Here is a 22,288-nt window from a genome sequence, read left to right on the forward strand (position 1 = left end):
GGACTTAGCGCGCGGTGTAAAGCCGCTCCGGCGTGTCGGGGGCACCGACGCGCTCGTAGAAGCCGCGCGCACGGCGGCACGGGCGCAGCCGATCCGACTGGCCGATAACGGTCTCGCCCGCGCCGAGCAGCAGCACGCCGCTGGGCTTGAGTGCCGCGGCGAGCCGCTCGAGCACTTGCTCGCGCAGGTGCGGCGCGAGGTAGAACAGCACGTTGCGGCACAGGATCAGGTCGAACAGCCCGGCCGGCGCCGGATCGGTCACCAGATTGTGGCGGCGGTAGGTGATCGTCGCGAGCAGCTTGGGCTGCGCCACCCAGTGATCGTTCGGCGCGCTGTCGAACCATCGCATCATGCGCCGTATTGGCAGGCCGCGCTGGATCTCGAACTGGCTGTAGCTGCCCGCCCGGGCGCGCGCGATTGCGGCGGCGGAGACATCGGTGGCGACGATCTCGGGCGTCGGCCCGCCCGCCTCGGCGAACAGCATGGCGAGCGACAGCGGCTCCTGGCCGGTGGCGCAGGCGGCGCACCATACGCGCGCGGGCGCGGGCTGCTCCTGCACCAGCTTGGCGGCGGCCTCGATCACGCCCGCGTCGCGGTAGAAGCTGGTCTCCTGGTTGAGCAGCGAATCGACGATCCGATCAGCCAGTGCGGTGTCGTGACGTTCCATCAGCCTCGCCGTGAGTTGTTCGACCCGATCGAGCCCGAGCGACTGGAGCAGCGGCTTCAGCGCGGCGTCGAATTTCCAGCTACGGCCAGCGGCGATGCGCTGGCCGGTGCGCGCCTCGAGCAGCGCGGCGAAGACCTGTGCCGAGCCCGCGTCGATCGTCGGCTGACCCAGCGCCGCCGCGCTCATCGGCCGCCCCCTGCGGCAATCACCGCGCCGAGCTCGGCCGGCGACATCACGCCCTGCGCCAAGCCGGCCTTGGCGACGGCACCCGGCATGCCCCACACCACCGAACTGCCGCGGTCCTGCACCAACACCGTGCCGCCGGCGTCGCGCACCGCGCGCGCGCCCTCCAGCCCGTCGCGGCCCATGCCGCTCAGCACGATCGCAAGCAGGCGCGGGCCGTACACGACGGCCAGGCTCGCGAACATCGGGTCGACCGAGGGCAGATTACCGGTCGGCGCGGGCGCTTGCGACAGCCGCGTGGCCGCGCCGCCGTCGTGGAGCGCATGGGCGACGAGGTGCGCGTTGCCCGGCGCGATCACGACCTCGCCGGTACGGACACGGCCATGGTCCTGCGCGATGACGCTCGGACGCTTCGCCGAGACGCCGACCTGCGCGGCAAAATAGGGCGAGAAGGACGGCGGCAGGTGCTGCGTGACCAGGATCGGCTGGGTCACCGCGGCGGGTACCTCGGCGAGGAGCGAGGCGAGCGCATGGATACCGCCGGTGGAGGCGCCGATCGCGATCGCGTCGAAGGCGGGCGCCGTCGGCACGAGCGGCAACGGGGTGATCGGCCGGCGCGCCGGCTCGGCCGGTGCCATCGGCCCCGCCAGCGCCGCAGGGGTGGCGAGCACATCGAGCCGCGCCAGCAGCGTGTCGCCGAAGCGGCTGGCGAACGCGCCCGCCACCGGCTTGACCAGCGTGTCGGCCGCGCCAAGCGCGAGTGCGCGCATCGTCACCTCGGCGCCCTCCGCCGCGGTGCTCGACACGATCAGCACGCGCGCCCCTGCGCCGGCGACGAGCAGCTGCGGCAGCGCGTCGATCCCGCTCTGCCGCGGCATCTCGAGGTCGAGCAGGATCACGTCGACCCGCTGCGTCGCGAGGAAGGCGAGCGCGCGCGAGGCATCGCCGACCGCGCCGGCCAGCTCGAACCGCCCGCTCGCCTCGACGTAGCGGCCGAGCGCGGCACGCGCGACCGCTGAATCGTCAACGATCAGCACGCGCGGCGGCGCACCGCGCGACGGCGCCAGAGAGGACGCGAACTGTGGCATCGCAGCAATCGACCGGGGCGCGGCGGGCGCTGGCGTCAGGCGACGCCGACGATCTGGAGCTTGCTCTGCAGCGTCTCGCGATCGAACGGCTTCATCACATATTCGTCGGCGCCGGCCTCGATCGCCGCGCGGATGTGCGCCATGCCGTTCTCGGTCGTGCAGAACACCACCTTGGGGCGCGCCGGCAGCGACTCGTCGCCGAGCGCACGGAGGAACTCCATCCCGCTCATCACGGGCATGTTCCAGTCGAGCAGGATGACGTCGGGGCAGGACGCGCGGCAGGCGGTGAGCGCCTCGCGGCCGTCACCCGCTTCCGCGACGGTGAAGTCGAGCGTCTCCAGGATATGCCGGGCGACCTTGCGGATCACCTTGGAGTCGTCGACGATCAGGCAAGTCTTCATGGGGCGATCCTGCAATACCAAGCGTGGCCTATCTGTGCCGCGCGAGGGGTAAGTTTGACGTTAACGGCGATGCGGAAGTTGCTCGGATCGCGGTGTTCAAGCGCTGAATGGATGAGACCGCCGATCCACTGCCAAGCGTCATGCCGAACTTGATCCGCCTTCCATGCTGCCGCTTGTGGGGCGCCGGAAGCGTGCGCGGCACCATTGAGTGCCAAGTCAGGCCTGGCTTGACGAACCGAGGACACGTTCGCCCGCCGGCTAGGCCCGATCAGGCCAGCGCGCTGGCCCGCGCGACCAGCCGGTCGACGTCAAGCGCCAGTAGCGTCTCGTGCTGCCCCTCGCCGATGCCGGTGACGAAATCCCATTCGCCCGTTGTGTCCAGCCCCGCAGGGGCTGCGCCGAGCTGGAAGGTGGAAACGTCCTCGAGCGAGTCGACCGCGATGGCGTAGAGATGGCCATCGACGATCGTCGCCACCGCGCGGCCCCCCTCGCGACGCTTCTCGTCAGGACAACGCGCGACGCCGAGCAGCGTGCGCACGTCCAGCACGGTGGCGACGCGGCTCCGCATCGCCGCCAGCCCGATTACCGAGGCCGCCGCGCCGGGAGCGGGCACCACGGCGCCGACTTCGACCACCGAATCGACTCGCTCGGCGTCGAACAGCACGCCGCAGCCGCCGATCCGCGCCACCAACTGCAGCGATCCGATCATGCCCGATGCTCCTTCAGCGCGGCGATCAGCGCGCCGCGGTCGTAACGGTAGAGTGGCTGGCCGCGCGAGCGGCTAAGCCGCAGCGAGGGGGTCGGTGCGCTGTCGGCCTCCTCGTCGATCGCGAGCGCGATGGCGGGGCGCTCGCCCGGGCTGACCGCGCGGATCACCCGGTAGCCGGCCTGCTCGATCGTCGGCTTGAGAAACGCTTCCATCCACGCCCCCTCGCTGCCGTAGAGCAGGCAGAGCGGGCGCTCCGCCGCGACGGGCAAGGCGGCGAACAGCGCGAGCGGGTCGACCAGCTCGATCGGCTCGCCCGCGATCACCGCCAGCCCCGCGATGGTGCCGTGCGGATCGGCGGCGGGAGAGAGCTCGTCGGGCAGCGGCACGATCTCGATCGCCTCTTCGACGGGATAGGCGAGCTCGAGACCGTCGGCCTGGAGCCGCAAGACGGTGCGCACCGTTCCAGCCTCCACCCCCTGCCCCGCCCAGACCGGCACCGAGCGGCCGTCGATCGTCAGCCACGTGCCGCCCGCCAGCGCGCGCACCGCGCCGGCCGCGACCTTCTCGATGCGGTCGACCGCGTCGGACACGATGAGGCGGCGCGCGCCGTCGACGTCAAGGAACAGCAAGGCGCGTACCGGCTCGAACGCCACGGTGGCGGAAACCTGCACCTGCGCCTGCTCGAAGGTCAGCCCCGCTTTGCCGGCGATACCCGAACAGTCGAGCAGCAGGATCGGCAGACCATCGTCGGGCAGCATCTGCCCGGCGTAGATCCCTGCGCGCATCACCGCGGGCGCGGCGGGCTTGACCACCAGCTCCTGCGTGTCGCGCACGCCGTCGAGCGCGAGTGCGAAGCGGCCCTCGCGCAGCGAGACGATCGCGAGATAGCGCGGCGGCTCGGCGGGCGCGTGATCGAGCAGGTCGCCCAGCTCGACCATCGGCAGACGTTGGCCGCGCAGCAGCACGACCGACCCGGTGCCGACGCGATCGACCCTTACGGCGCCGCCGTCAACCGCGACGATCTCGTCCACCGACTGGCGCGGCACCGCGAAGCGCGTGCCAGCGGCGTCAACCAGCACCGCGTTGAGGATGGCGAGCGTCAGCGGCACCTCGAGCGAGACGGTGAGCCCCTGCCCCGGTCGATTGACCAGCGAGATGCGTCCACCGGCCTGCTCGACATTGGCCTTGACCACGTCCATCCCGACACCGCGGCCCGACAGAGCGGTGACCTCGTCGCGCGACGACAGACCGGCCTCGAAAATCAGCCGCAGCCGCGCCTCCTCGTCGAGCCCGCGCAGTTCGGCGGCGCGCGACGGCTGGTCGCGCAGGATCTTGGCGACGAGCCGGTCGGTATCGACCCCGCGACCGTCGTCGACGATGTCGATGATGATGAGATTGCCGGCCTGGCGCGCGACGACGCGCAGCTCGCCGGTGCCGGGCTTGCCCGCGAGGATGCGGTCGGCGCGGTCCTCCAGCCCGTGGTCGACCGCGTTGCGGACGATGTGGACGAGCGGGTCGCGCAGCAACTCAATCATTTCGCGGTCGAGCTCGACGTCCCCGCCCTCGATCACCAGCGTCACCGACTTGCCGAGCGAGGCGGCGGAGTCGCGCGCCAGCCGCGGCAGCGCCGAGAACAGCGCCTCAACGCGTTGCATGCGGGTGCGGGTAACGGTGTCGCGCAGCTCGTCGACCGAGAGGCTGAGCCGCTCGAGCATCGCCTCGAGCCGCGGATCTTCGATCAGACGCAGGTGGCGCGCGAGCTGGTTGCGCGCGAGCACCATGTCGGACACGCCGCTCATCATGCGGTCGAGCAGGTCGACCGAAAGCCGCACCGACCGCTTGTGCCCGCTGCGTTGCGGGTTGGCGGCAAGCGCGGCGGGATCGGGCAGCGTCGGCGCGCTCGGTACCGCGGCGGCGGGTGTGGCGGCGGCCGGTACGGCGTCGAGCGCGGCGATCAGCAGCGCCTCGCCGCCATCGTCGAACGATTCGCCCGCGTCGATCGCCTCGACCAGGTCGCCGATCCGGTCGATGATCGCAAGGATCGCGCTGACCAGCGCGCTGTCCGGCACGCGGTCACCGCCGCGCACCGCGGCGAGCGCATCCTCGGCGGCGTGGCTCAGCCGGGCGAGCCGCGGCAGGTCGAGGAAGCCGCAGCTGCCCTTGATCGTGTGGACGAAGCGGAAGATCGAATCGAGCCGCGCGCGGTCGCTCGGATCGGCCTCCCAGCCGACGATCTCGCCCGAGAGCGCCTCGAGCGTCTCGCGCGTCTCGGCGATAAATTCCTGCAGCAGATCGTCCATGCGGCCCCGTCGCGTCGTGTCGGCGAGCGGGGCATGGCACGGCGGCGGTTAAAAGGGTGTTTACTGAGGAAGGCGCGGCGCCGGCGGAGCCGAGGCCGCGCCGCGAGGCTCCTACTTGAGCGTGCCCGTGAGGCGGAACGAGGCAAGTGTGCCGTCGTCCTTTTTCACAGCGACGACCATCGCCAGCTCCTTGCCGCCGGGGCCGAACGGCCGCCCACGGAACTCGCCCGTCACCTTGCCGTCGCTGCTCTGGAACGTGCCCTTGATGTGCTTCGTCGCGTCGATTGACCCGGTGAGCACGACATCCGTCGCCTGACCGCCGTCATGGATCAGCGGGATGGTGCCGCCGATCGTGCTCTTCGCCAGATCGACGGTGAGCGGCGCAGGCTTGACGCCCAACTTGTTTCCTTCCTCTCCGATGAGAGCGGCATAGGTGAGCGTTCCCGTACCGTTGATCTCGGCCGGGTTGGTCGGCGCACCGATGACGAAGTGGCGATACGTGCCGGCGTCAGCATACTCGGCGAACAGGAAATACTGGTACGATGACAGTGCGCTCGGTAATTCGAGCGCCACTAGTTGTCCACCGCTCTGAATGTGTATTCCCGCCCCACCGCTGATCCCAGGAAACGAGAATACACCACCGTTGGGAAGATCCGCGCTGTCGGCAAAGGTGATCTTACTTTCAGCTTTTACGAAGGAAGTGGCAGCACTATCGGACGATGAAAACTCTGCGGTCTTGAATTTACCATCCACGGCGGTGGACGAGAATCGGTCATACCCTTTGAAGGTCCGATCGATCGTGAGATTGGCGGCCTTGTCGTACGAGTAGGTCTGCGGCGTGGGCGAGGGCGCCGGTGCTGGGGTGGTCGTTCCAGCCTTCTTGCTGCTTGCCGTGGCGGACGCCTGGGCATCCTTGCCGTCGTCACCGCAGCCGCTGAGCATCAGCGCCAGCATCATCGCGGTCGCCATCGTTGTCCGTCGCATCATAAATTTCGCCCCAAAAGATCTCACATCCGCACGGCCGGATGCATGATCATTTTAGAGCGAACCCCGTTCCCGCGTTGTTCCTTTAGCGCCTGTATGGGTCAGCCGTTTCAATCCCTCCGCTCAACGGCTTGTCGTCGCGGCTCGCCGAGTTGAGCCGGAGAGCCGACTTTTATCTATTCGGCAGCGCCGCGCCGAATAGCAAGGTCCCGTCGACCGCGTCGCTCACCATCACCGAGCCGCCCGCCTCGGCCGTGATCGTGTTGACCAGAAAAGCCGCGGCCGCCCGCGGGGTGATCGCCGCGCCGTTCGCGCCGTCAGTCAGCGTCGCGCGCAGCTCGGGGTCGAGCACCAGCCGCGGCCCCTCGGCGCGCAGCACGATTTCGGTGGTCTCGGTGCTCTCCTCCACCCCGATCGTCACCGTGCCGCCGCGCACCAGCGTGTCGCCCGCAATCAGCGCGAGGTTGAGCAGCACCTTGACCGCCGCCTTTGGCAGCTCGGGATCGGTGATCAGCCATTGCAGCTGGAGCCGCTTGTTATCGCCAAGCAGTCCCTCAACCGCCTGGCGCGCCTCGCGCACGTCGACGCGCTCGCCGAACCCACCCGCCGCGCCGAACGCCAGGCGGAAGAACTTGAGCTTGTTGGCCGAGACCCGCGCGCTCTCGTTGAGCAGTTCGAGACAGCGCGCGCGCATGTCGGGGTCGGTCTCGTCGTTGAGCAGCTCCAGCCCGTTGTTGAGCGCGCCGACCGGCGACAGCAGGTCGTGGCACAAGCGCGAGCACAACAGAGAGGCGAAGTCGACCGGGCTGATCGTCATGTCGAAGGATTACTCCGCGCGGGGTGCGTCGCCGCCTTGTGGCGGGTCACCGTCGCCTTCGCAACCGTCGTCGCGCATCGTCACCGCCGCGAAGCGGCCGTGGAGCGCGCCACCCTCGACCGCGCGCCATGCCGTGACTTGGCCGCCTGCCACGATGAGCCAGAGGCTGCCGTCGGGCGCAGCGTCGGCAGCGTCGCGCGGTGACGGGCGCACGTCACCGCTTGGGTGCGAGTGATAGAGGCCGAGCACCGCCGGGCCGCCGGCGCGCGCCGCGCGATGCGCCGCGAGCAGCGCGGCGGGGTCGAGCTCAAAGCGCGTCGCGGGTGTCGCGGCGAGGTTGCGGCATGGCAGCGCCCGCTCCACATGCTCCCCGCGCCCGAGCAGCAGACCGCAGATCTCGTCGGCGCTGGCGGCAGCGGCGGCGACAAGCTCGTCACGCAGGCGGATTGAAATTTCGACCATCGTCGCCACATAGCATGGAGCAATGGACCGGGGGGTTTCCACCATTTCAGCGACGATCGCGCCTTCCTCGGACGGATGGCGACTCGATCGCGCGCTCGCCGAGGCGGTGCCGACCTTGTCGCGCGAGCGGCTGAAGGTGCTGATCAACGCCGGTCAGGTTACCCAAGCGGGCGCGGCGGTGCGTGACCCCTCGCGCAAGTCGCGCGCGGGCGAAGCCTTTCTGGTCGCGGTCCCGGCCCCCGCCCCCGCGCACAACGAGGCGCAGGACATACCGCTGGTGGTCGCGTTCGAGGACGCCCATCTCATTGTAGTCGACAAGCCCGCCGGTCTGGTCGTCCACCCCGCGGCGGGCAATCTCGACGGCACGCTGGTGAACGCGCTGCTCCACCATTGCGGCGGCTCGCTGTCGGGTATCGGCGGCGTGGCGCGACCCGGCATCGTCCACCGGATCGACAAGGACACGTCGGGGCTGATGGTCGCGGCCAAGACCGACCGCGCGCACGAGGGGCTCGCCAAACAGTTCGCCGCGCACTCGATCGACCGCCGCTATCGCGCGATCGTCAACGGCCGGCCGGTGCCGGCGTCGGGCAGCGTCGATGCGCCGCTCGCGCGCTCCGCGGCCAACCGCAAGAAAGTGGCGGTTGTCGCTGGCGGCAAGCGTGCGGTAACGCATTATTCGCTGCTTCAGCCGCTGCGCGACGCCGCGCTGGTCGAGTGCCGGCTCGAGACGGGGCGGACCCACCAGGTTCGCGTCCATATGGCCTCGCTCGGCCATGCCTTGCTGGGCGACCCGGTCTATGGTAGAACGAAACAGGCACATCGCGGGGTGATCGAAACGCTCGGTTTCCGCCGCCAGGCCTTGCACGCCGCCCGCCTCGGGTTCATCCACCCGATCACTGGCGATGCGCTGTCGTTTGACAGTGCGATGCCGCGGGACATGCAGGAACTGTTCAGTCAGCTCGTCGTATAGGCTCGAAGCGCGCATCGTTCGGCACTTGTCCGACATTGCCGCGTTTCCCGCCAGGAAGGGAGATCAAGGATCATGGCAGCACGCAGCAACGTCCCGGCGACGATCCCTGCGCTCGGCGGGGAGCAGAGTCTCAACCGCTATCTCGCCGAGATCAAGAAATTTCCCATTTTGGCGCCCGAGCAGGAATATATGCTCGCCAAGCGCTTCCAGGAGCATGGCGACACCGAAGCGGCGGCGCAGCTCGTCACCAGCCACCTGCGCCTCGTCGCCAAGATCGCGATGGGTTATCGCGGCTACGGCCTGCCCGTCAGCGAGCTGATCTCCGAAGGCAATATCGGGCTGATGCAGGGCGTGAAGAAGTTCGAGCCTGATCGCGGCTTCCGCCTCGCCACCTATGCGATGTGGTGGATCCGCGCCTCGATCCAGGAATTCATCCTGCGCTCGTGGAGCCTGGTGAAGATGGGCACCACCGCGGCGCAGAAGAAACTGTTCTTCAACCTGCGGCGGATGAAGGCACGGCTCGACGCGTTCGAGGACGGCGACCTGCGCCCCGAAGACGTGCAGAAGATCGCCACCGACCTGGGCGTGACCGAGGCCGACGTCGTCAGCATGAATCGTCGCATGGCGATGGGCGGCGACACTTCGCTCAACGTCTCGATGCGTGAGGATGGCGAGGGCCAGTGGCAGGATTGGCTGCAGGACGACGCGCCGCTGCAGGACAAGATCGTCGCCGACCAGCAAGAGGCCGACGTGCGCCACGACATGCTGGTCAACGCGATGAGCGACCTCAACGACCGCGAAAAACATATTTTGACAGAACGCCGCCTGACCGACGATCCCAAGACGCTGGAGGAGCTGAGCCAGGTCTATGGCGTCAGCCGCGAGCGCGTCCGCCAGATCGAGGTGCGCGCGTTTGAAAAGCTGCAACGCGCGATGATGCGGCTGGCCGGCGAGAAGCGCTTGCTGACCGCCTGACATGGCGCGGGGCGCGGACGCGGTGGTCGTCGGCGGCGGTGCCGCCGGGATCGCCGCGGCGCGCCACCTCCACGATGCCGGCCGCGACGTGCTGCTGCTCGAGGCGGGTGACCGGCTCGGCGGGCGCGCGCACAGCATCGTCATCGATGAAGCGATGGTGGACCTCGGCTGCGGCTGGCTCCACTCCGCCCGGCGCAACCCCTGGACCGGGATCGCGCGCGCACGCGGCTTCACCGTCGCGACCGATACGGCGCGTTGGGGCGAGCAATGGCGCGACCTCGGCTTTCCCCCCGGCGATCATCGTGCCGCCAACGAAGCGCGCGAGCGGATGACCAAGGCGGCGCACGCGTTGGCGGCAGCGCCCGATCGTGCGCTCGGCGCCGCGGTACCGCCGGACGAGCGCTGGCGTCCGCTACTCGACGCCATCTCGCGCTTCGCCAACGGGGCGGCCATCGACGAGGTCTCGCTCCACGACTGGCTCGCCTATGAGGATGTCGCGACCGACGATAATTGGGCGGTGCGCGAAGGATATGGCACGCTGATCGCAGACCATGCGCGCGGGCTGCCGGCGCGGCTCGGCTGCGCGGTCACGCGGATCGACCATCGCGGCACGCGCATACGCATCAAGACAGCATCCGGGACGATCGAGACCGACGCCGTGGTGATCGCGGTCCCCACGCCGGTGCTGGCAGGTGGCGCGATCGCCTTCGACCCGTTGCTGCCGGACAAGATCGACGCCGCGGCTGGGTTGCCGCTCGGCGTCGCGGACAAGGTGATGCTGCGCGTCGACCGGCCCGACTGGCCGGCTGACTCGCACCTCATGGGCAACCCTTACTCGGCCGATACCGCGAGCCACCGCCTCTCCCCCTTCGGTTCTCCGCTGATCGAGAGCTTCCTCGGCGGACCGACTGCGGACGCGCTGGAGGACACGAAGGCTGCCGCTGCTTTTGTCGTCGACGAGCTGGTCGCCCTGCTGGGCAGCGAATGGCGAGCGCGGCTGCATCCGATCACCGCGACGCGCTGGCGTCACGAGCCATGGATCGGCGGCAGCTACTCGCATGCCGCGGTCGGTCATGCCAGCGCTCGCGCGGTGCTGGCGACTCCGGTAGATGAGCGGCTGTACTTTGCGGGCGAGGCCTGCTCGCCACACGATTTCTCGACCGCGCACGGGGCGTATAAGACAGGGATCGCGGCAGCGCGGGCGATCCTCGGCGAGGGTGAGCGCGACGGCTGTTGCAGCGGGTGACCGCTCGACGCGCGCTACTCCTGCGCAAGCAGGCGCCCAGGGCCACGCAGGTCGCACCTGCAAACCTGGGCACCGGCGTTCGCCGGAGCACGATAACGTTGCATGGGAGGAGCGGACGCGTCGCGTCCGGCTTCCCGGCGGCCGCAAGATCCACTGTATGGCTTACGCGGCGTGTTGCCGCGGACCGGCAAGCGAGCCGGAACAACTCCGGTGTAGCGGAGGACGTCGCTTCCAGGCCGCTTCTCACCGCCGCTCGCGCCCGCTACCACGCGTCGCATGTTTCGCCTGTTCCGGTTTCTGCTCAAGCTCGCGCTCGGCTTCGTCGTGCTTTCGGTCGCCTGGGTGCTGCTCTATGCGGTCGTGCCGGTGCCGTTCACGCTGACGATGGCGGGCGACCTTGTCGGCGGCCGCGGCGTCACGAAGGCGTGGCGTCCGCTCGCCGCGATCGACCCCGACATGCCGCGCGCCGCAATCGCGGGCGAGGACAGCAAGTTCTGCACGCACCACGGCTTCGACTGGGGCGCGATCGCGGGCGCGGCGATGCACAATGCCGAAGGCAAGCGTGTGCGCGGCGGCTCGACGATCAGCCAGCAGACCGCCAAGAACGTCTTCCTGTTCCAGGGTGGCGGTTATGCGCGCAAGGCGCTGGAGGCCTGGTTCACGCTGCTGATCGAGACGATCTGGGGCAAGCGCCGGATCATGGAAGTCTATCTCAACGTCGCCGAAACGGGGATCGGCACCTATGGCGTCGAGGCGGGGTCGCTTCGCTACTTCCGTCACGACGCCGATCATCTCACACCGGTCGAGGCGGGACGGATCGCCGCGGTGCTGCCGCTGCCCAAGCAGCGGGCGGCGATCGACCCGAGCGGGTTCGTGCGGCGCCACGGCGATCGGCTGGCGCGCTACGTTGGGGTAGTGCGCCGCAACGGGCTTGATGCCTGCCTGCGATAAGGCGGCGCAACCCGTTAGCATCACCTACCGCCGTCATCCTGAACTTGTTTCAGGATCCACCGTGGCGAGAGCCCCGCGGGGCCTGAGTAAGCGGCGCAGTGGATCCCGGGACGAATGGGGGGACGGCAGCGGGGTAAGGTACTGTCAACTCCTCAGAGCTGCCCTCCCCATTCACGGCGCCGCGCTATCAACCGCGGCACCGGCCTTGTCGGCGATGTCGCCGACGCTCGTCGTCGCCGAGGTGATCGCGCTGTTCTTGGCGCCCTCGCAGTCGTTGCGAACGAGCAGCAGATACCGCCGACGATCACCGCCAGCCCGACCAGCACGCCACCGCCGCCACCGCGGCGCTCGATCACCGAGACGTGCGGGATCTGCGTCGCGCGTTCGTCGCTCACGGCATCCTTCTCTCATCGAAGTGAGCGGGATAGTGCCAGCGGCGGGCGCTCGTTCCCGCCGCGCAACGGTCCGACTGCCTCGTCTCAGAACGGCAGTTTGAACCCCGGCGGCAGCGGCAGGCCGCTGGTCATCTTGGACATCTCGGTCGAGGAGACCGCGTCCGCCTTGGTGCGCGCGTCGTTGAACGCGGCGGCGACGAGATCCTCGAGCATCTGCTTCTCCGAGGGCACGATCAGCGAGTCGTCGATCGCGACGCCGATGATCCGCCCCTTCGCGGACGCGCGGACCTTGACCAGCCCGCCGCCGGCGACGCCCTCCACCTCGATCGTGTCGAGGCTCTCCTGCGCCTTCTGCAGCTCGTTCTGGACGTTCTGGGCCATCGCCAGGATGTCGTTGAGATCCTTCACGTGATACTCCGCTTGGCTGGTTTGGGGTCGATCAGTTCGGCATTCGGAAAGGCTTCGAACGCGGCCGCGACGATCGGATGCGCGCGCGCGGCGTCATGCCGCGCCTGCACCGCGTCCTGCTCCGCCTCGAAGGCAGTGGGTGCGCCCGGCGCGTCGGCCACCGCGATCTTCCACGGCATGCCGGTCGCGACGCGCAGCACCGCGGCAAGCTCGGTGAGCGTGTCGGTGGAGAGCGGGCGCGCCCCGCTCAGCACGATCTCGGGCGGGGCGTAGCGGACCACGCTGGCGCCACGCTTGAGCCGGACGAGCAATTCGAGCTTGTTGAGCTCGTCGAGCAGCGCGAGCACGGCCGCGAATTCGCTTGGCACGCGATCCGCCGCAGACGGTGGCGCAGGTGGCGCAGGTGGCGGCGGCGGTGCCGCCGCGGCAGGTGAAGCCATCGCACCGCTCGCGAATCGGCGTGCCAGCTCGCCCGGATCCGGCAGCGCCGAGGCGTGGATTGCGCGCAACAGCGCCATCTCGGCGGTCTCGATCGGCAATGCGGCGCGCTGCACCTCCTCATGCCCCTTGAGGAACAGCTGCCACAGGCGGTGGAGCAGCGGGAAGGAGAGCTTGTCCGCCCATTCGCGATAGGCGGAGCGCTCCTCGGCGGGCTGTGCGGCGTCGTCGGCGGCGCCGACCTTGACCTGAGTGACGCCATGCACCGCCTCGAGCAGCGCGCGGATGACGCCAAGCGGGTCGACGCCGAGGTCATACTGGCGGCGCAGCGCCGCGAGCGCGCCCGGCGCGTCGCCGGCGAGCACCAGCCCGAGCAGGTCGCGCACCGCGCTACGATCGGAGAGACCGAGCATCTCGCGCACTGCATCGGCGCTCACCCCGCCGCCGGCGAGATCGGCGTGCGCGATCGCCTGATCGAGAATCGACAGCCCGTCACGCGCCGATCCCTCCGCGGCGCGGGCGATCAGCGCCAGCGCCTCGGGCTCGGCCTGCGCGCCCTCCGCCTGAACGACGCGCGCGAAATGATCGGCGAGCAGGGTCGCGGGGATGCGGCGCAGGTCGAAGCGCTGGCAGCGCGACAGCACGGTGACCGGCACCTTGTTCACCTCGGTGGTGGCGAACAGGAACTTGACGTGCGCCGGGGGCTCCTCGAGCGTCTTGAGCAGGCCGTTGAACGCGGCCTTTGACAGCATGTGGACCTCGTCCACGATGTAGATCTTGTAGCGCGCCGAGACCGCGGCGTAGCGCGACGCCTCGATGATCTCGCGCACGTCGTCGATGCCGGTATGGCTGGCGGCGTCCATCTCGATCACGTCGATGTGCCGCCCCTCCGCGATCGCGCGACACGGCTCGCAGACGCCACAGGGGTCGATCGACGGCCCGCCCTGCCCGTCCGCGCCGATGCAATTGAGCGCCTTGGCGATCAGTCGGGCAGTCGAGGTCTTGCCGACACCGCGCACCCCGGTGAGCAGGAAGGCGTGCGCGATGCGATCGCGCTTGATCGCGTTGGCGAGCGTCTGCACCATCGCGTCCTGGCCGATCAGCGCCTTGAACGACTGCGGGCGATATTTGCGCGCGAGCACGCGATAGGGCTGCGCGCCCGCGGGCGGCGTCGGGGTCTCGAGATCGAGGGATTCGGCCATCGCCGCTGGATATAGGGCGCGGGCCCGCGCTTGTCGAAGGATGCGGACGCGATGAGGCTCATGCCGGTGCGCCGGTCAATGCCGTAGGCGCAACGACGCCGTGCCGGGGTCGGCGGATGCACCGACCCCGAACCCGCGATGGTCACAGCACCGCGGCGACGTGCGCCGCAGCCTCACCCCTGCCCGAGCGCCTCCGCCACGACGCGGTTGACGATCCGCCCGCCGCGCACGTTGACGCCCTCCATCAGCCCGGCGTCCGCCTCGGCTGCGGCATAGCCCTTGTCGGCCAGCGCAAGACCGTACGGCAAGGTCGCATTGTTGAGCGCGTGGCTCGAGGTGAGCGGCACCGCGCCGGGCATGTTGGCGACGCAATAATGGATCACGCCGTCGACCTCATAGGTCGGCTCGGCGTGCGTGGTGGCGTGGCTGGTCTCGAAGCAGCCGCCCTGGTCGATCGCGACGTCGACCAGCACCGCGCGCGGCTTCATCAGCGCCAGCATCGGCCGGGTCACCAGCTTGGGCGCCGACGCGCCCGGGATCAGCACGGCGCCGATCACCGCATCGGCCTCCGCCACCTCATGCTCGATCGCCTCGAGCGTCGAGACGCGCGTGCGCACGCGCCCGGCGAAGAGCTCGTCGAGCTCGCGCAACCGCGGGATCGAGCGGTCGATCACGGTGACCTCGGCGCCGAGCCCGACCGCCATGCGCGCCGCATGGGTGCCGACCACGCCACCACCGAGAACAACGATCCGTGCCGGCTGCACGCCCGGCACGCCGCCGATCAGCACGCCGCGCCCGCCATTGACCGCCTTGAGCGCGGTGCCCGCCGCCTCAATCGACAGCCTGCCCGCGACCTCGCTCATCGGCGCGAGCAGCGGCAGGTGGCCGCGCTGGTCGGTCACCGTCTCATAGGCCACCGCGGTAACGCCCGAAGCCATCAGCCCCTTGGCCTGCTCGGGATCGGGCGCGAGGTGGAGATAGGTGAAGAGGATCTGGTCGTCGCGCAGCTGCACCCACTCGCTCGGCTGCGGCTCCTTGACCTTGACGATCATCTGCGTGGTGGCGAACACCTCCTCGGCGGTGTCGACGATGGCGGCGCCGGCGGCGCGATAGGCCTGGTCGTCGGCGGCGATCCCTGCGCCGGCACCGGTCTGGACCACCACCTCATGGCCGCGCGCAACATATTCACGCACCGCGCCGGGTGTGAGGCCGACACGATATTCGTGATTCTTGATCTCCTTGGGTACGCCGACGCGCATGTTCCAGGCTCCTCTATCCTGCGCGCAGGATAGCGCGGCGGCCGCGCCGAGTCCGCGCGAAGAGGCTGGCATGCAGGTGGCTGCGCACCGAGTTCATACGCTAAGGGAAATCATGGCGCAGGAATCCACCGCTCTCGACCGAATCGACCGCCGCCTGATCGCGCTGCTGCTCGGCAACGCGCGCGCAACCGCCTTCACGCTCGCCGAAGCGATCGGCCGCTCCGCCACCGCGGTCGCACGGCGCCAGCGTGCGCTGGAGGAAGCCGGCGTGATCACCGGCTATGCTGCGCGGCTTGACCTCGCCAAGCTGGGCTGCGCGACGATCGTCCACATCAAGGTGACGCTGGAGAGCCAGCGCAAGGACGTGCTCGACTCGTTCGAGCAGGCGATCGCGGCGAGCCCCTCGGTGGTGCGCTGTGACCTGATGTCGGGCAGCTACGATTATCTGGTGACCGTGCGGGCGCGCGACCTCAGCGACTTCGCACGAATTCACCGCGAAGAACTGTCGCGGCTGCCGGGAGTGACGCAGATGGAATCGGGCTTCGTGCTGCGCGAGGTGGTCGCGCCGCGGCTGCCGCTGACGCTGCTGGAGTGAGGCGCGAGACGGTTGATGGGCGTTGCGCCCATAAACCCTCGGCTGGCGTCATCCTGAACTCGTTTCAGGGTTTACAGTGCGGCGTACTCAGCGGCGGGGGGGCGCTTGCGGGACGGTGGATCCTGAAACGAGTTCAGGATGACGCCGCTTGAGAGGGGGTAGGCGCTTGCCCGCGGAGCGCACCGTGTTCCTGCGCCCGTAAGAACCCAGGGCCAAGAGCGTCGCGCTCCATCACCCTGGGCTACTGCCTGCGCAGGGCCACGCGCCGCGTGACACGCCTCACTCACGCCATCGCGCGAAGGTCCTCAGTCACCTCGCCATAAGCCGCCACCTCGGCCTCGTGCCCTTCCTCACGGAACGTCTCGGCCAGCGCCGCCGCTTCCCACTCGCGCGGCGCCGGATGCGCCAGCAGCGTCTCGACCCAGCGCGCGCCCGCCGCACCGACGTCGATCCCCCATGCGCGAACGCGGAACGCCACCGGCGCGTAGAAGGCGTCGACCGCGGTGAAGCGCTCACCCGCCAGCCACGGTCCGCCACAGCGCGACAGCCCCTCGTCCCACAGTTCGCTGATCCGCGCGACGTCGCGCGCGAGCGCCTCCGAGCCGTGTGTCGGTCTGATCCTTTGCCCCACCGTCATCGTCCGCTCGCGCCGCAGCGCGCCGAAGCCGCCGTGCATCTCCGCCACCGCGCAGAACGCCCATGCGCGCGCTGCCCCGTCCGCCGGCCACACGCCGGGGTGGCGCTCGGCCAGGTACAAGGCGATGCCGAGCGAGTCCCATACCGTCCGCTCGCCGTCGAGCAGCACCGGCACCTGGCCGGTCGGCGAGAAGGCGCGGAACGCTTCATGATTGTCCAGCGAGGCAAACGGCTCGATCCGGTCCTCGAAGGCGATGCCGAGCACGCGCATCAGCAGCCACGGCCGCAGCGACCAGCTCGAATAATTCCGGTTGGCGGTGATCAGCGTGTACGCCATCGCATCAAGCCTCGTAATGCGCGCTCGTCTTGGCGGCGACCTCGTCGGCCGTCACCCCTGGCGCCAGCTCGATCAGGCGGAAGGCGCTATGATGGTCGGGACGCTGGAACACCGCCAAATCGGTGACGATCATGTCGACCACGTCGCGCCCTGTCAGCGGCAGCGTGCACGCCGGGATGAACTTGGGCGCGCCGTCCTTGGCGACATGCTCCATCACGACGATGATCTTCCTGACGCCGGCAACGAGGTCCATCGCGCCGCCCATGCCCTTGATCATCTTGCCCGGGATCATCCAGTTGGCGATGTCGCCGCGCTCGGACACCTCCATCGCGCCGAGCACGGTGAGGTCGATATGACCGCCGCGGATCATCGCGAAGCTCTGCTCGCTGCCGAAATAGGCCGATTGCGGCAGCTCGCTGATCGTCTGCTTGCCCGCGTTGATCAGGTCGGGGTCGACCTCGTCATCATAGGGGAACGGGCCGATGCCGAGCATGCCGTTCTCGCTCTGCAACGTGACGCTGATTCCGTCGGGGATGTTGTTTGCCACCAATGTCGGGATGCCGATGCCGAGATTGACGTAATAGCCGTCGCGCAGCTCGCGCGCGGCGCGCGCCGCCATGCCGTTGCGGTCCCATCCCTTGGCGTCCACGGCCATCACTTCGCTCCTTGAGCCGGGTCGTCGCCCCAGCGCTTGTCCTGCGGGAAGGTCTCGTCCCAGCCGGTGCCGAGCCCGGTGCCGTAGACCGGGTTGGGCAGCACAAACCAGCCCTGTCCCCAGCGCGCCTGAATCGGCCCGACGCTGGCGAGCAAGCGGCGGCCGAGCGCGGGCGCCGGTCCGGGCGGATTGAACAGATCCGCGAAGTCGCCGAGCTGGTCGCCGACGAGCGCGAGCACGCAATAATGTTTGGCGATCTCGAGCCGGCGCCCGTCCTTGCCCGAGCGGCCGTCGACGTCGCCCTTGAGGTAGAGCGTGTCACCGTGGCGGAACTCGCCCAGCCCCGCCGAACGCAACGCCGCGGCGGTGGCGGCGGCGTTGTCGGCGGAGCGGTTGCTGTTGATCACCATCGTCACGCCGAGCGCGCGCAGCTGGCGGAACGCCGCCACCGCGCCGGGCACCGCGACGACCTTGTCGGCGCCGGTCCGCTCCCAGCGATCCCAGCGCTTGGCGTCAAAGGCCGCACCGGTGCGCGCGTCGTTATATTCATAGCCGAGGTTGAGCACCGCGGTTTCGTCCATGTCGAGCACCACCGCGGGCGGCAGCGCGCTGCACGGGATCGTCTCGGCGCTCGCCGCGGTCGCGCCCGGCACCAGCACCGCCGAATTGGGCCAGCGCGGCAGCGTACCGGCGCGGCGTTCGGTCGGCAGCCGGCCGCGACGGTCGCGCGCGCGCTCGACCACGTCGCGGACATAGGCGGTGAGCGCATTATAGGTCTGCTCGCTCAGCGCCGCGGCCTCGGCTGAGCCGTACAGATAGGCCATCGCCCCGGCCGGCAGTGCAGGGGGCGCCTCGGCGGTGACGTTCACCGCCCGCGGCGGAGGACGTTCGGGGCGCGCGGTCGCGCAACCGGCGAGCAGCGCCGCTGCCGCGGCCGGTACGAAAAGCCGTGATGTCACGCCGCGCCGGCCTCCGCACGCGGACGCGTCGTGCGAAATTCGATCTTCTTGTCGTAGGGCGCGCCGACGATCATCCGCCTCACGTAGATGCCGGGCAGGTGGATGTGATCGGGGTCGAGCCCGCCGACCGGCACCACCTCCTCGACCTCGGCGACGCAGATCTTGCCCGCGGTCGCCATTGGCTGGTTGAAGTTGCGCGCAGTCTTGCGGAAAACGAGGTTGCCGCTGGTGTCCGCCTTCCACCCTTTGATGATCGAGAGATCCGCGCGGATGCCGCGCTCGAGGATATAGTCCTCGCCGTCGAACACCTTCACTTCCTTGCCCTCGGCCACCAACGTGCCGACGCCGGTCTTGGTGTAGAAGCCGGGGATGCCCGCGCCGCCGGCGCGACAGCGCTCCGCCAGCGTGCCCTGCGGGCAGAACTCCACCTCCAGCTCGCCGCTGAGATACTGGCGCTCGAACTCCTTGTTCTCGCCGACATAGCTCGAGATCATCTTGGCGATCTGGCGCGTGCGGAGCAGCTTGCCGAGCCCCTCGCCGTCGATCCCGGCGTTATTGCTGGCGACCGTGAGTCCCGTCACGTCGGCGGCCTGGATGGCGTCGATCAGCCGCTCCGGGATGCCGCACAGACCAAAGCCGCCCGCGCAGATCGTCATGCCGTCGAACAGCAGCCCGTCGAGCGCCGCCGCGGCGCTGTCGTACAGCTTGTCCACCACCCGCCGTCTCCCTCAAAAATGGCCCGGCACGACGCCGAGTGCGGCGCACAGATCGTCGAGCGCCTGCCCCTCGCCCGTCACCTTGATCGCCGCCATGCCGAGCTGAGCGGCGGCCTTGCAGTTCACCCCCAGATCATCGAGGTAGACACACTGGTCGGGCCGCTTGTTAAGCGTCTCGCACATCATCAGATAGATGCGCGGGTCGGGCTTGCGGATGCCGACCTTGCTGCTCTCCACCACGTAATCGAAGCGCGCGAGCACTGCTGCCACCGCGGCGGCCGCATGCGGGTCGCGCGGCGTGTCGCCGGCGGGGACGTTGTTGGTGATGCAGCCGATATGGAAGCCCTCGCGCTTGAGCCAGTCGAGCGCGTGAACCATGCGCGGGCGGACATCGCCGTACAGCAACGCCAGCACGTCGCGACCGCGCAACTCATGGCCGAGCGCCTTAGCCTCGGCGGCGAAATCGCGGTCGAAGGTGGCGACGTCTATCTCGGCGCGCTCGAAACGCGCCCAGGCGTTGCTGTCGGGATCGGTGGCGTTGAGGCGGCGGATCAGGTCGATCGGCAGGCCGCGCTCCCGCTCCAGCCGGTTGAACGCCGCGAATGGCGACGAAGTGATCACCCCGCCGAAGTCGAAGATCACCGTGTCCCGCATGCCGATGATCCTTAGCGGGCGGAGCGCCGAAGGCAATCGGGGTGTGTGGTGGATCTGGAACGGGCGCCTTACATCCTTCGCTGCAAGGGGAGGATGAAGAAGGCCGCACCGCTTAGGAACTAATACCCCTATCGCCTCACCCTTTTGGGCGGCTAGGCTCCCCCTCATGACCGAACCCCGCACCGGTGGACGCCTGCTCGTCGACCAGCTCGTCGCCCAGGGCTGCGACCGTCTCTTTACCGTGCCCGGGGAGAGCTTCCTCGCGGTGCTCGACGCGTTGCACGACACGTCGGCGATCGAGGTGGTGACGTGCCGGCAGGAGGGCGGCGTCACCTTCATGGCCTGCGCCGACGGTGCGCTGACGCACCGCCCCGGGATCGCCTTCGTCACGCGCGGTCCCGGCGCGACCAACGCCGCGATCGGCGTCCACGTCGCGATGCAGGACTCGCAGCCGATGATCCTCTTCATCGGCGACGTCGACCGGTCGACGCGCGACCGCGAGGCGTTCCAAGAGATCGACTTCCAGGCAATGTTCGCGCCGATCGCGAAATGGGCCGCGCGGATCGACGACGCTAAGCGCATCCCCGAATATGTCGCGCGCGCCTATGCCACCGCGATCAACGGCCGCCCCGGTCCAGTGGTGCTGGCGCTGCCCGAGGACATGCTGCTCGACCGCGTGACCGTCCCGGATCGCGCCCGGGTCGAGCGCGTCGCGCAGGCGGTGGACGAGGATTCGATCGAGCATCTGCGCGACCTGCTCGCCACCGCGGAGAACCCGCTCGCGATTGTCGGCGGCGCCGGTTGGGACGTGGCCGCCGCGGCGGCGATGGCGGACTGGGCGACGCGCACCGGCGTGCCGATCGCCGCCGCCTTCCGCCGCCAGGACGCGATTGCCAACGACTGCCCCGCTTATGCGGGCAACCTGGGCTACGGCCCCAGCCCGGCCCTGGTCGAGCGCGTGCGCGGTGCCGACCTGCTGATCGTCGTCGGCGCGCGGCTCGGCGAAGCGACCACCGACGGCTATCAGCTGATCACGCCCGATCACCCCGGCCAGCGGCTGGTCCACGTCCATCCCGATCCGGAGGAGCTGGGGCGCACCTACGCGACCGACCTCGCGATCTGCGCCGGCATGGCCGAGTTCGCCGAGGCGCTGGTGCCGCTCGACGGCGGAGTCCATCCGCATGCCGCCGAGGCGCGCACCGCTTACGAATCGTGGAGCACGCCGCGCCCGCGCAAGGCCGTCGCGCTCGATCTCGGCCCCTGCGTGTCGGCGATGCGCGAGAAGCTGCCGGCGGACACGATCATCTGCAACGGCGCGGGCAATTTCTCGGGCTGGTGGCACCGCTACTGGCGCTACGCCGGGCCCGGGACGCAGCTGGCGCCGACCGCGGGCGCGATGGGTTATGGCGTGCCGGCCGCGGTGGCGGCATCGCTACGCCGACCGGGGCGCAGCGTAGTCGCGCTGGCGGGCGACGGCGACTTCCTGATGAACGGCCAGGAACTTGCCACCGCGGTCCAGCACGGCGCCGACTTGCTCGTCATCCTCGTCGACAACGGGGCATACGGGACGATCCGGATGCACCAGGAGCGCGAATATCCCGGTCGACCGTCGGCGACGCGGCTGGTCAATCCGGACTTCGCCGCGCTGGCGCGCGCCTATGGCGGCTGGGCCGAGACCGTGGAGCGGACCGAGGATTTCGCGCCGGCGCTGGACCGTGCGCTGGCCGAGCGCGGCGTGCGGCTGATCCACTGCCGCACCGACGTCGAGCAGATCACCGCTGGGCTGACGCTGAGCGCGCTGCGCAAGGGTTGAGGAAAGCGGGTCGCGGCCTTGTGATCGCAGCCCACCCAACCTGGCGTCATCCTGACCTTGTTTCAGCAAACCCGGTCGGGCGCGACCTGCGCTGCTGACTCTGGGTCACGGTAGATCCTGAAACGAGTTCAGGAGCCGCCCTATGCGTTGGGGAGCGTCGCCCGCTCGCCCCCACCTAAACGAGGAAGGGCCGCCGCGGTCTCCCGCGACGGCCCCTCGTGACAAGAAGCGACGATCAGATATCGTCGCCGAGCGCACCCTTCACCTTCCCGGCGAACTGCTGGCCCTTGCCCTTGGTCTCCTGCGCGGCGCCTTCGGCGGCGAGTCGGTCGTCCTCGGCCGTGCGGTCCGCCGGATCCTTGTCCGCCACCGCCTGCTTGGCCTTGCCGACCAGCTCGTTGACGTTGCCTTTGATCTTGTCGGTGAGCTCGCCCATCGTCGTTCTCCGTCAAATATAACCCGGTGGTA

23 protein-coding genes are annotated in these 22,288 nt (G+C 69.4%); 6 read left to right on the forward strand and 17 right to left on the reverse strand.

Annotation, left to right across the window (positions count from 1 at the left end; all coding sequences use genetic code 11):
- Positions 1–4: 4 nt before the first annotated feature.
- From QBJ89_RS17795 to QBJ89_RS17830, 8 genes are all read right to left on the reverse strand, one after another.
- On the reverse strand, positions 5–853 hold the full coding sequence (locus tag QBJ89_RS17795; protein WP_277981815.1) for a CheR family methyltransferase: 849 nt from the start codon (positions 851–853) through the stop codon (positions 5–7).
- On the reverse strand, positions 850–1,938 hold the full coding sequence (locus QBJ89_RS17800; RefSeq protein WP_277981816.1) for a chemotaxis protein CheB: 1,089 nt from the start codon (positions 1,936–1,938) through the stop codon (positions 850–852). Before QBJ89_RS17800 ends, QBJ89_RS17795 begins: the two co-directional genes overlap by 4 nt.
- 35 nt (positions 1,939–1,973) lie before the next feature.
- Complete coding sequence (locus QBJ89_RS17805; RefSeq protein ID WP_219746791.1) at positions 1,974–2,339, reverse strand: response regulator; 366 nt, start codon at positions 2,337–2,339, stop codon at positions 1,974–1,976.
- A gap of 268 nt (positions 2,340–2,607) precedes the next feature.
- Positions 2,608–3,048, reverse strand: a complete 441-nt coding sequence (locus QBJ89_RS17810; protein WP_277981817.1) for a chemotaxis protein CheW — start codon at positions 3,046–3,048, stop codon at positions 2,608–2,610.
- Complete coding sequence (locus tag QBJ89_RS17815; protein ID WP_277981818.1) at positions 3,045–5,348, reverse strand: chemotaxis protein CheA; 2,304 nt, start codon at positions 5,346–5,348, stop codon at positions 3,045–3,047. The genes QBJ89_RS17810 and QBJ89_RS17815 overlap by 4 nt, the downstream gene beginning before the upstream one ends.
- Positions 5,349–5,459: 111 nt before the next feature.
- Entirely contained in the window at positions 5,460–6,305 is an 846-nt protein-coding gene (locus QBJ89_RS17820) for a hypothetical protein (protein ID WP_277981819.1), read from the reverse strand.
- Between the two features lie 199 nt (positions 6,306–6,504).
- On the reverse strand, positions 6,505–7,149 hold the full coding sequence (locus QBJ89_RS17825) for a histidine phosphotransferase family protein (protein ID WP_277981820.1): 645 nt from the start codon (positions 7,147–7,149) through the stop codon (positions 6,505–6,507).
- A 9-nt stretch (positions 7,150–7,158) separates the two neighbouring features.
- Positions 7,159–7,611 (reverse strand): M67 family metallopeptidase, encoded by a 453-nt coding sequence (locus QBJ89_RS17830; protein WP_277981821.1) that lies wholly within the window; start codon positions 7,609–7,611, stop codon positions 7,159–7,161.
- A 22-nt stretch (positions 7,612–7,633) separates the two neighbouring features.
- On the opposite strand from QBJ89_RS17830, the gene QBJ89_RS17835 reads away from it, so the two are divergent.
- The 4 genes from QBJ89_RS17835 to mtgA all read left to right on the forward strand — a co-directional run bounded on the left by QBJ89_RS17835 (position 7,634) and on the right by mtgA (position 11,753).
- On the forward strand, positions 7,634–8,581 hold the full coding sequence (locus tag QBJ89_RS17835; protein ID WP_277981822.1) for an RluA family pseudouridine synthase: 948 nt from the start codon (positions 7,634–7,636) through the stop codon (positions 8,579–8,581).
- A gap of 72 nt (positions 8,582–8,653) precedes the next feature.
- Positions 8,654–9,556 (forward strand): RNA polymerase sigma factor RpoH, encoded by a 903-nt coding sequence (gene rpoH, locus QBJ89_RS17840; protein ID WP_223010417.1) that lies wholly within the window; start codon positions 8,654–8,656, stop codon positions 9,554–9,556.
- A 1-nt stretch (position 9,557) separates the two neighbouring features.
- Positions 9,558–10,802: a flavin monoamine oxidase family protein gene (locus tag QBJ89_RS17845; protein ID WP_277981823.1), complete on the forward strand. Its 1,245-nt coding sequence runs from the start codon at positions 9,558–9,560 to the stop codon at positions 10,800–10,802.
- Positions 10,803–11,078: 276 nt separating this feature from the next.
- Positions 11,079–11,753 (forward strand): monofunctional biosynthetic peptidoglycan transglycosylase, encoded by a 675-nt coding sequence (gene mtgA / locus QBJ89_RS17850; RefSeq protein ID WP_277981824.1) that lies wholly within the window; start codon positions 11,079–11,081, stop codon positions 11,751–11,753.
- Positions 11,754–12,232: 479 nt separating this feature from the next.
- Here the strand turns inward: mtgA and QBJ89_RS17855 are convergent, their stop codons facing one another.
- The 3 genes from QBJ89_RS17855 to ald form a co-directional block, all read right to left on the reverse strand.
- The gene (locus tag QBJ89_RS17855; protein ID WP_132907833.1) at positions 12,233–12,556 is read right to left on the reverse strand and encodes a YbaB/EbfC family nucleoid-associated protein; all 324 of its coding nucleotides are present in this window, start codon (positions 12,554–12,556) and stop codon (positions 12,233–12,235) included.
- Positions 12,553–14,196 carry a DNA polymerase III subunit gamma/tau gene (locus QBJ89_RS17860; RefSeq protein WP_277981825.1) on the reverse strand — a complete coding sequence of 548 codons (1,644 nt, stop codon included), beginning with the start codon at positions 14,194–14,196 and terminating at the stop codon, positions 12,553–12,555. Before QBJ89_RS17860 ends, QBJ89_RS17855 begins: the two co-directional genes overlap by 4 nt.
- Before the next feature lie 173 nt (positions 14,197–14,369).
- Positions 14,370–15,455, reverse strand: coding sequence for an alanine dehydrogenase (ald, locus tag QBJ89_RS17865; RefSeq protein WP_277981826.1), 1,086 nt, complete (start codon positions 15,453–15,455; stop codon positions 14,370–14,372).
- Between the two features lie 112 nt (positions 15,456–15,567).
- Between ald and QBJ89_RS17870 the strand changes: the two genes are divergently transcribed.
- Positions 15,568–16,050, forward strand: coding sequence for an Lrp/AsnC family transcriptional regulator (locus tag QBJ89_RS17870; protein WP_277981827.1), 483 nt, complete (start codon positions 15,568–15,570; stop codon positions 16,048–16,050).
- A gap of 283 nt (positions 16,051–16,333) precedes the next feature.
- Here QBJ89_RS17870 and QBJ89_RS17875 read toward each other — a convergent pair whose 3' ends face one another.
- Genes QBJ89_RS17875 through QBJ89_RS17895 form a run of 5 tightly spaced genes read right to left on the reverse strand, consistent with a single transcriptional unit; the run spans position 16,334 to position 20,007 of the window.
- Positions 16,334–17,023 carry a glutathione S-transferase family protein gene (locus tag QBJ89_RS17875; RefSeq protein WP_277981828.1) on the reverse strand — a complete coding sequence of 230 codons (690 nt, stop codon included), beginning with the start codon at positions 17,021–17,023 and terminating at the stop codon, positions 16,334–16,336.
- A 4-nt stretch (positions 17,024–17,027) separates the two neighbouring features.
- Positions 17,028–17,678 carry a 3-oxoacid CoA-transferase subunit B gene (locus QBJ89_RS17880; RefSeq protein WP_277981829.1) on the reverse strand — a complete coding sequence of 217 codons (651 nt, stop codon included), beginning with the start codon at positions 17,676–17,678 and terminating at the stop codon, positions 17,028–17,030.
- The gene (locus QBJ89_RS17885) at positions 17,678–18,637 is read right to left on the reverse strand and encodes an HAD family acid phosphatase (RefSeq protein ID WP_277981830.1); all 960 of its coding nucleotides are present in this window, start codon (positions 18,635–18,637) and stop codon (positions 17,678–17,680) included. Before QBJ89_RS17885 ends, QBJ89_RS17880 begins: the two co-directional genes overlap by 1 nt.
- Entirely contained in the window at positions 18,634–19,350 is a 717-nt protein-coding gene (locus tag QBJ89_RS17890; protein ID WP_277981849.1) for a CoA transferase subunit A, read from the reverse strand. Before QBJ89_RS17890 ends, QBJ89_RS17885 begins: the two co-directional genes overlap by 4 nt.
- 15 nt (positions 19,351–19,365) lie before the next feature.
- Entirely contained in the window at positions 19,366–20,007 is a 642-nt protein-coding gene (locus QBJ89_RS17895; protein WP_277981831.1) for an HAD-IA family hydrolase, read from the reverse strand.
- A gap of 166 nt (positions 20,008–20,173) precedes the next feature.
- Here QBJ89_RS17895 and QBJ89_RS17900 point away from each other — a divergent pair, with 166 nt between their 5' ends.
- Positions 20,174–21,820, forward strand: a complete 1,647-nt coding sequence (locus QBJ89_RS17900) for a thiamine pyrophosphate-binding protein (protein WP_277981832.1) — start codon at positions 20,174–20,176, stop codon at positions 21,818–21,820.
- A gap of 235 nt (positions 21,821–22,055) precedes the next feature.
- On the opposite strand, the gene QBJ89_RS17905 is transcribed toward QBJ89_RS17900, so the two are convergent.
- Positions 22,056–22,256 (reverse strand): CsbD family protein, encoded by a 201-nt coding sequence (locus QBJ89_RS17905; RefSeq protein ID WP_277981833.1) that lies wholly within the window; start codon positions 22,254–22,256, stop codon positions 22,056–22,058.
- Positions 22,257–22,288 lie beyond the last annotated feature (32 nt).

The sequence above is a fragment of the Sphingomonas phyllosphaerae genome, from assembly GCF_029623345.1.
In the GTDB taxonomy this organism is placed as follows: domain Bacteria; phylum Pseudomonadota; class Alphaproteobacteria; order Sphingomonadales; family Sphingomonadaceae; genus Sphingomonas; species Sphingomonas phyllosphaerae_C.

Bases quoted from the DNA above. Each gene is read 5' to 3' on its own strand.
- QBJ89_RS17805 (WP_219746791.1), bottom strand. From the start codon at position 2,339: ATGAAGACTTGCCTGATCGTCGACGACTCCAAGGTGATCCGCAAGGTC.
- QBJ89_RS17860 (WP_277981825.1), bottom strand. From the start codon at position 14,196: ATGGCCGAATCCCTCGATCTCGAGACCCCGACGCCGCCCGCGGGCGCG.
- QBJ89_RS17815 (WP_277981818.1), bottom strand. From the start codon at position 5,348: ATGGACGATCTGCTGCAGGAATTTATCGCCGAGACGCGCGAGACGCTC.
- QBJ89_RS17905 (WP_277981833.1), bottom strand. From the start codon at position 22,256: ATGGGCGAGCTCACCGACAAGATCAAAGGCAACGTCAACGAGCTGGTC.
- mtgA (WP_277981824.1), top strand. From the start codon at position 11,079: ATGTTTCGCCTGTTCCGGTTTCTGCTCAAGCTCGCGCTCGGCTTCGTC.
- QBJ89_RS17800 (WP_277981816.1), bottom strand. From the start codon at position 1,938: ATGCCACAGTTCGCGTCCTCTCTGGCGCCGTCGCGCGGTGCGCCGCCG.
- QBJ89_RS17825 (WP_277981820.1), bottom strand. From the start codon at position 7,149: ATGACGATCAGCCCGGTCGACTTCGCCTCTCTGTTGTGCTCGCGCTTG.
- QBJ89_RS17875 (WP_277981828.1), bottom strand. From the start codon at position 17,023: ATGGCGTACACGCTGATCACCGCCAACCGGAATTATTCGAGCTGGTCG.
- rpoH (WP_223010417.1), top strand. From the start codon at position 8,654: ATGGCAGCACGCAGCAACGTCCCGGCGACGATCCCTGCGCTCGGCGGG.
- QBJ89_RS17900 (WP_277981832.1), top strand. From the start codon at position 20,174: ATGACCGAACCCCGCACCGGTGGACGCCTGCTCGTCGACCAGCTCGTC.
- QBJ89_RS17880 (WP_277981829.1), bottom strand. From the start codon at position 17,678: ATGGCCGTGGACGCCAAGGGATGGGACCGCAACGGCATGGCGGCGCGC.
- QBJ89_RS17895 (WP_277981831.1), bottom strand. From the start codon at position 20,007: ATGCGGGACACGGTGATCTTCGACTTCGGCGGGGTGATCACTTCGTCG.
- QBJ89_RS17830 (WP_277981821.1), bottom strand. From the start codon at position 7,611: ATGGTCGAAATTTCAATCCGCCTGCGTGACGAGCTTGTCGCCGCCGCT.
- QBJ89_RS17795 (WP_277981815.1), bottom strand. From the start codon at position 853: ATGAGCGCGGCGGCGCTGGGTCAGCCGACGATCGACGCGGGCTCGGCA.
- QBJ89_RS17820 (WP_277981819.1), bottom strand. From the start codon at position 6,305: ATGATGCTGGCGCTGATGCTCAGCGGCTGCGGTGACGACGGCAAGGAT.
- ald (WP_277981826.1), bottom strand. From the start codon at position 15,455: ATGCGCGTCGGCGTACCCAAGGAGATCAAGAATCACGAATATCGTGTC.
- QBJ89_RS17845 (WP_277981823.1), top strand. From the start codon at position 9,558: ATGGCGCGGGGCGCGGACGCGGTGGTCGTCGGCGGCGGTGCCGCCGGG.
- QBJ89_RS17870 (WP_277981827.1), top strand. From the start codon at position 15,568: ATGGCGCAGGAATCCACCGCTCTCGACCGAATCGACCGCCGCCTGATC.
- QBJ89_RS17810 (WP_277981817.1), bottom strand. From the start codon at position 3,048: ATGATCGGATCGCTGCAGTTGGTGGCGCGGATCGGCGGCTGCGGCGTG.
- QBJ89_RS17835 (WP_277981822.1), top strand. From the start codon at position 7,634: ATGGACCGGGGGGTTTCCACCATTTCAGCGACGATCGCGCCTTCCTCG.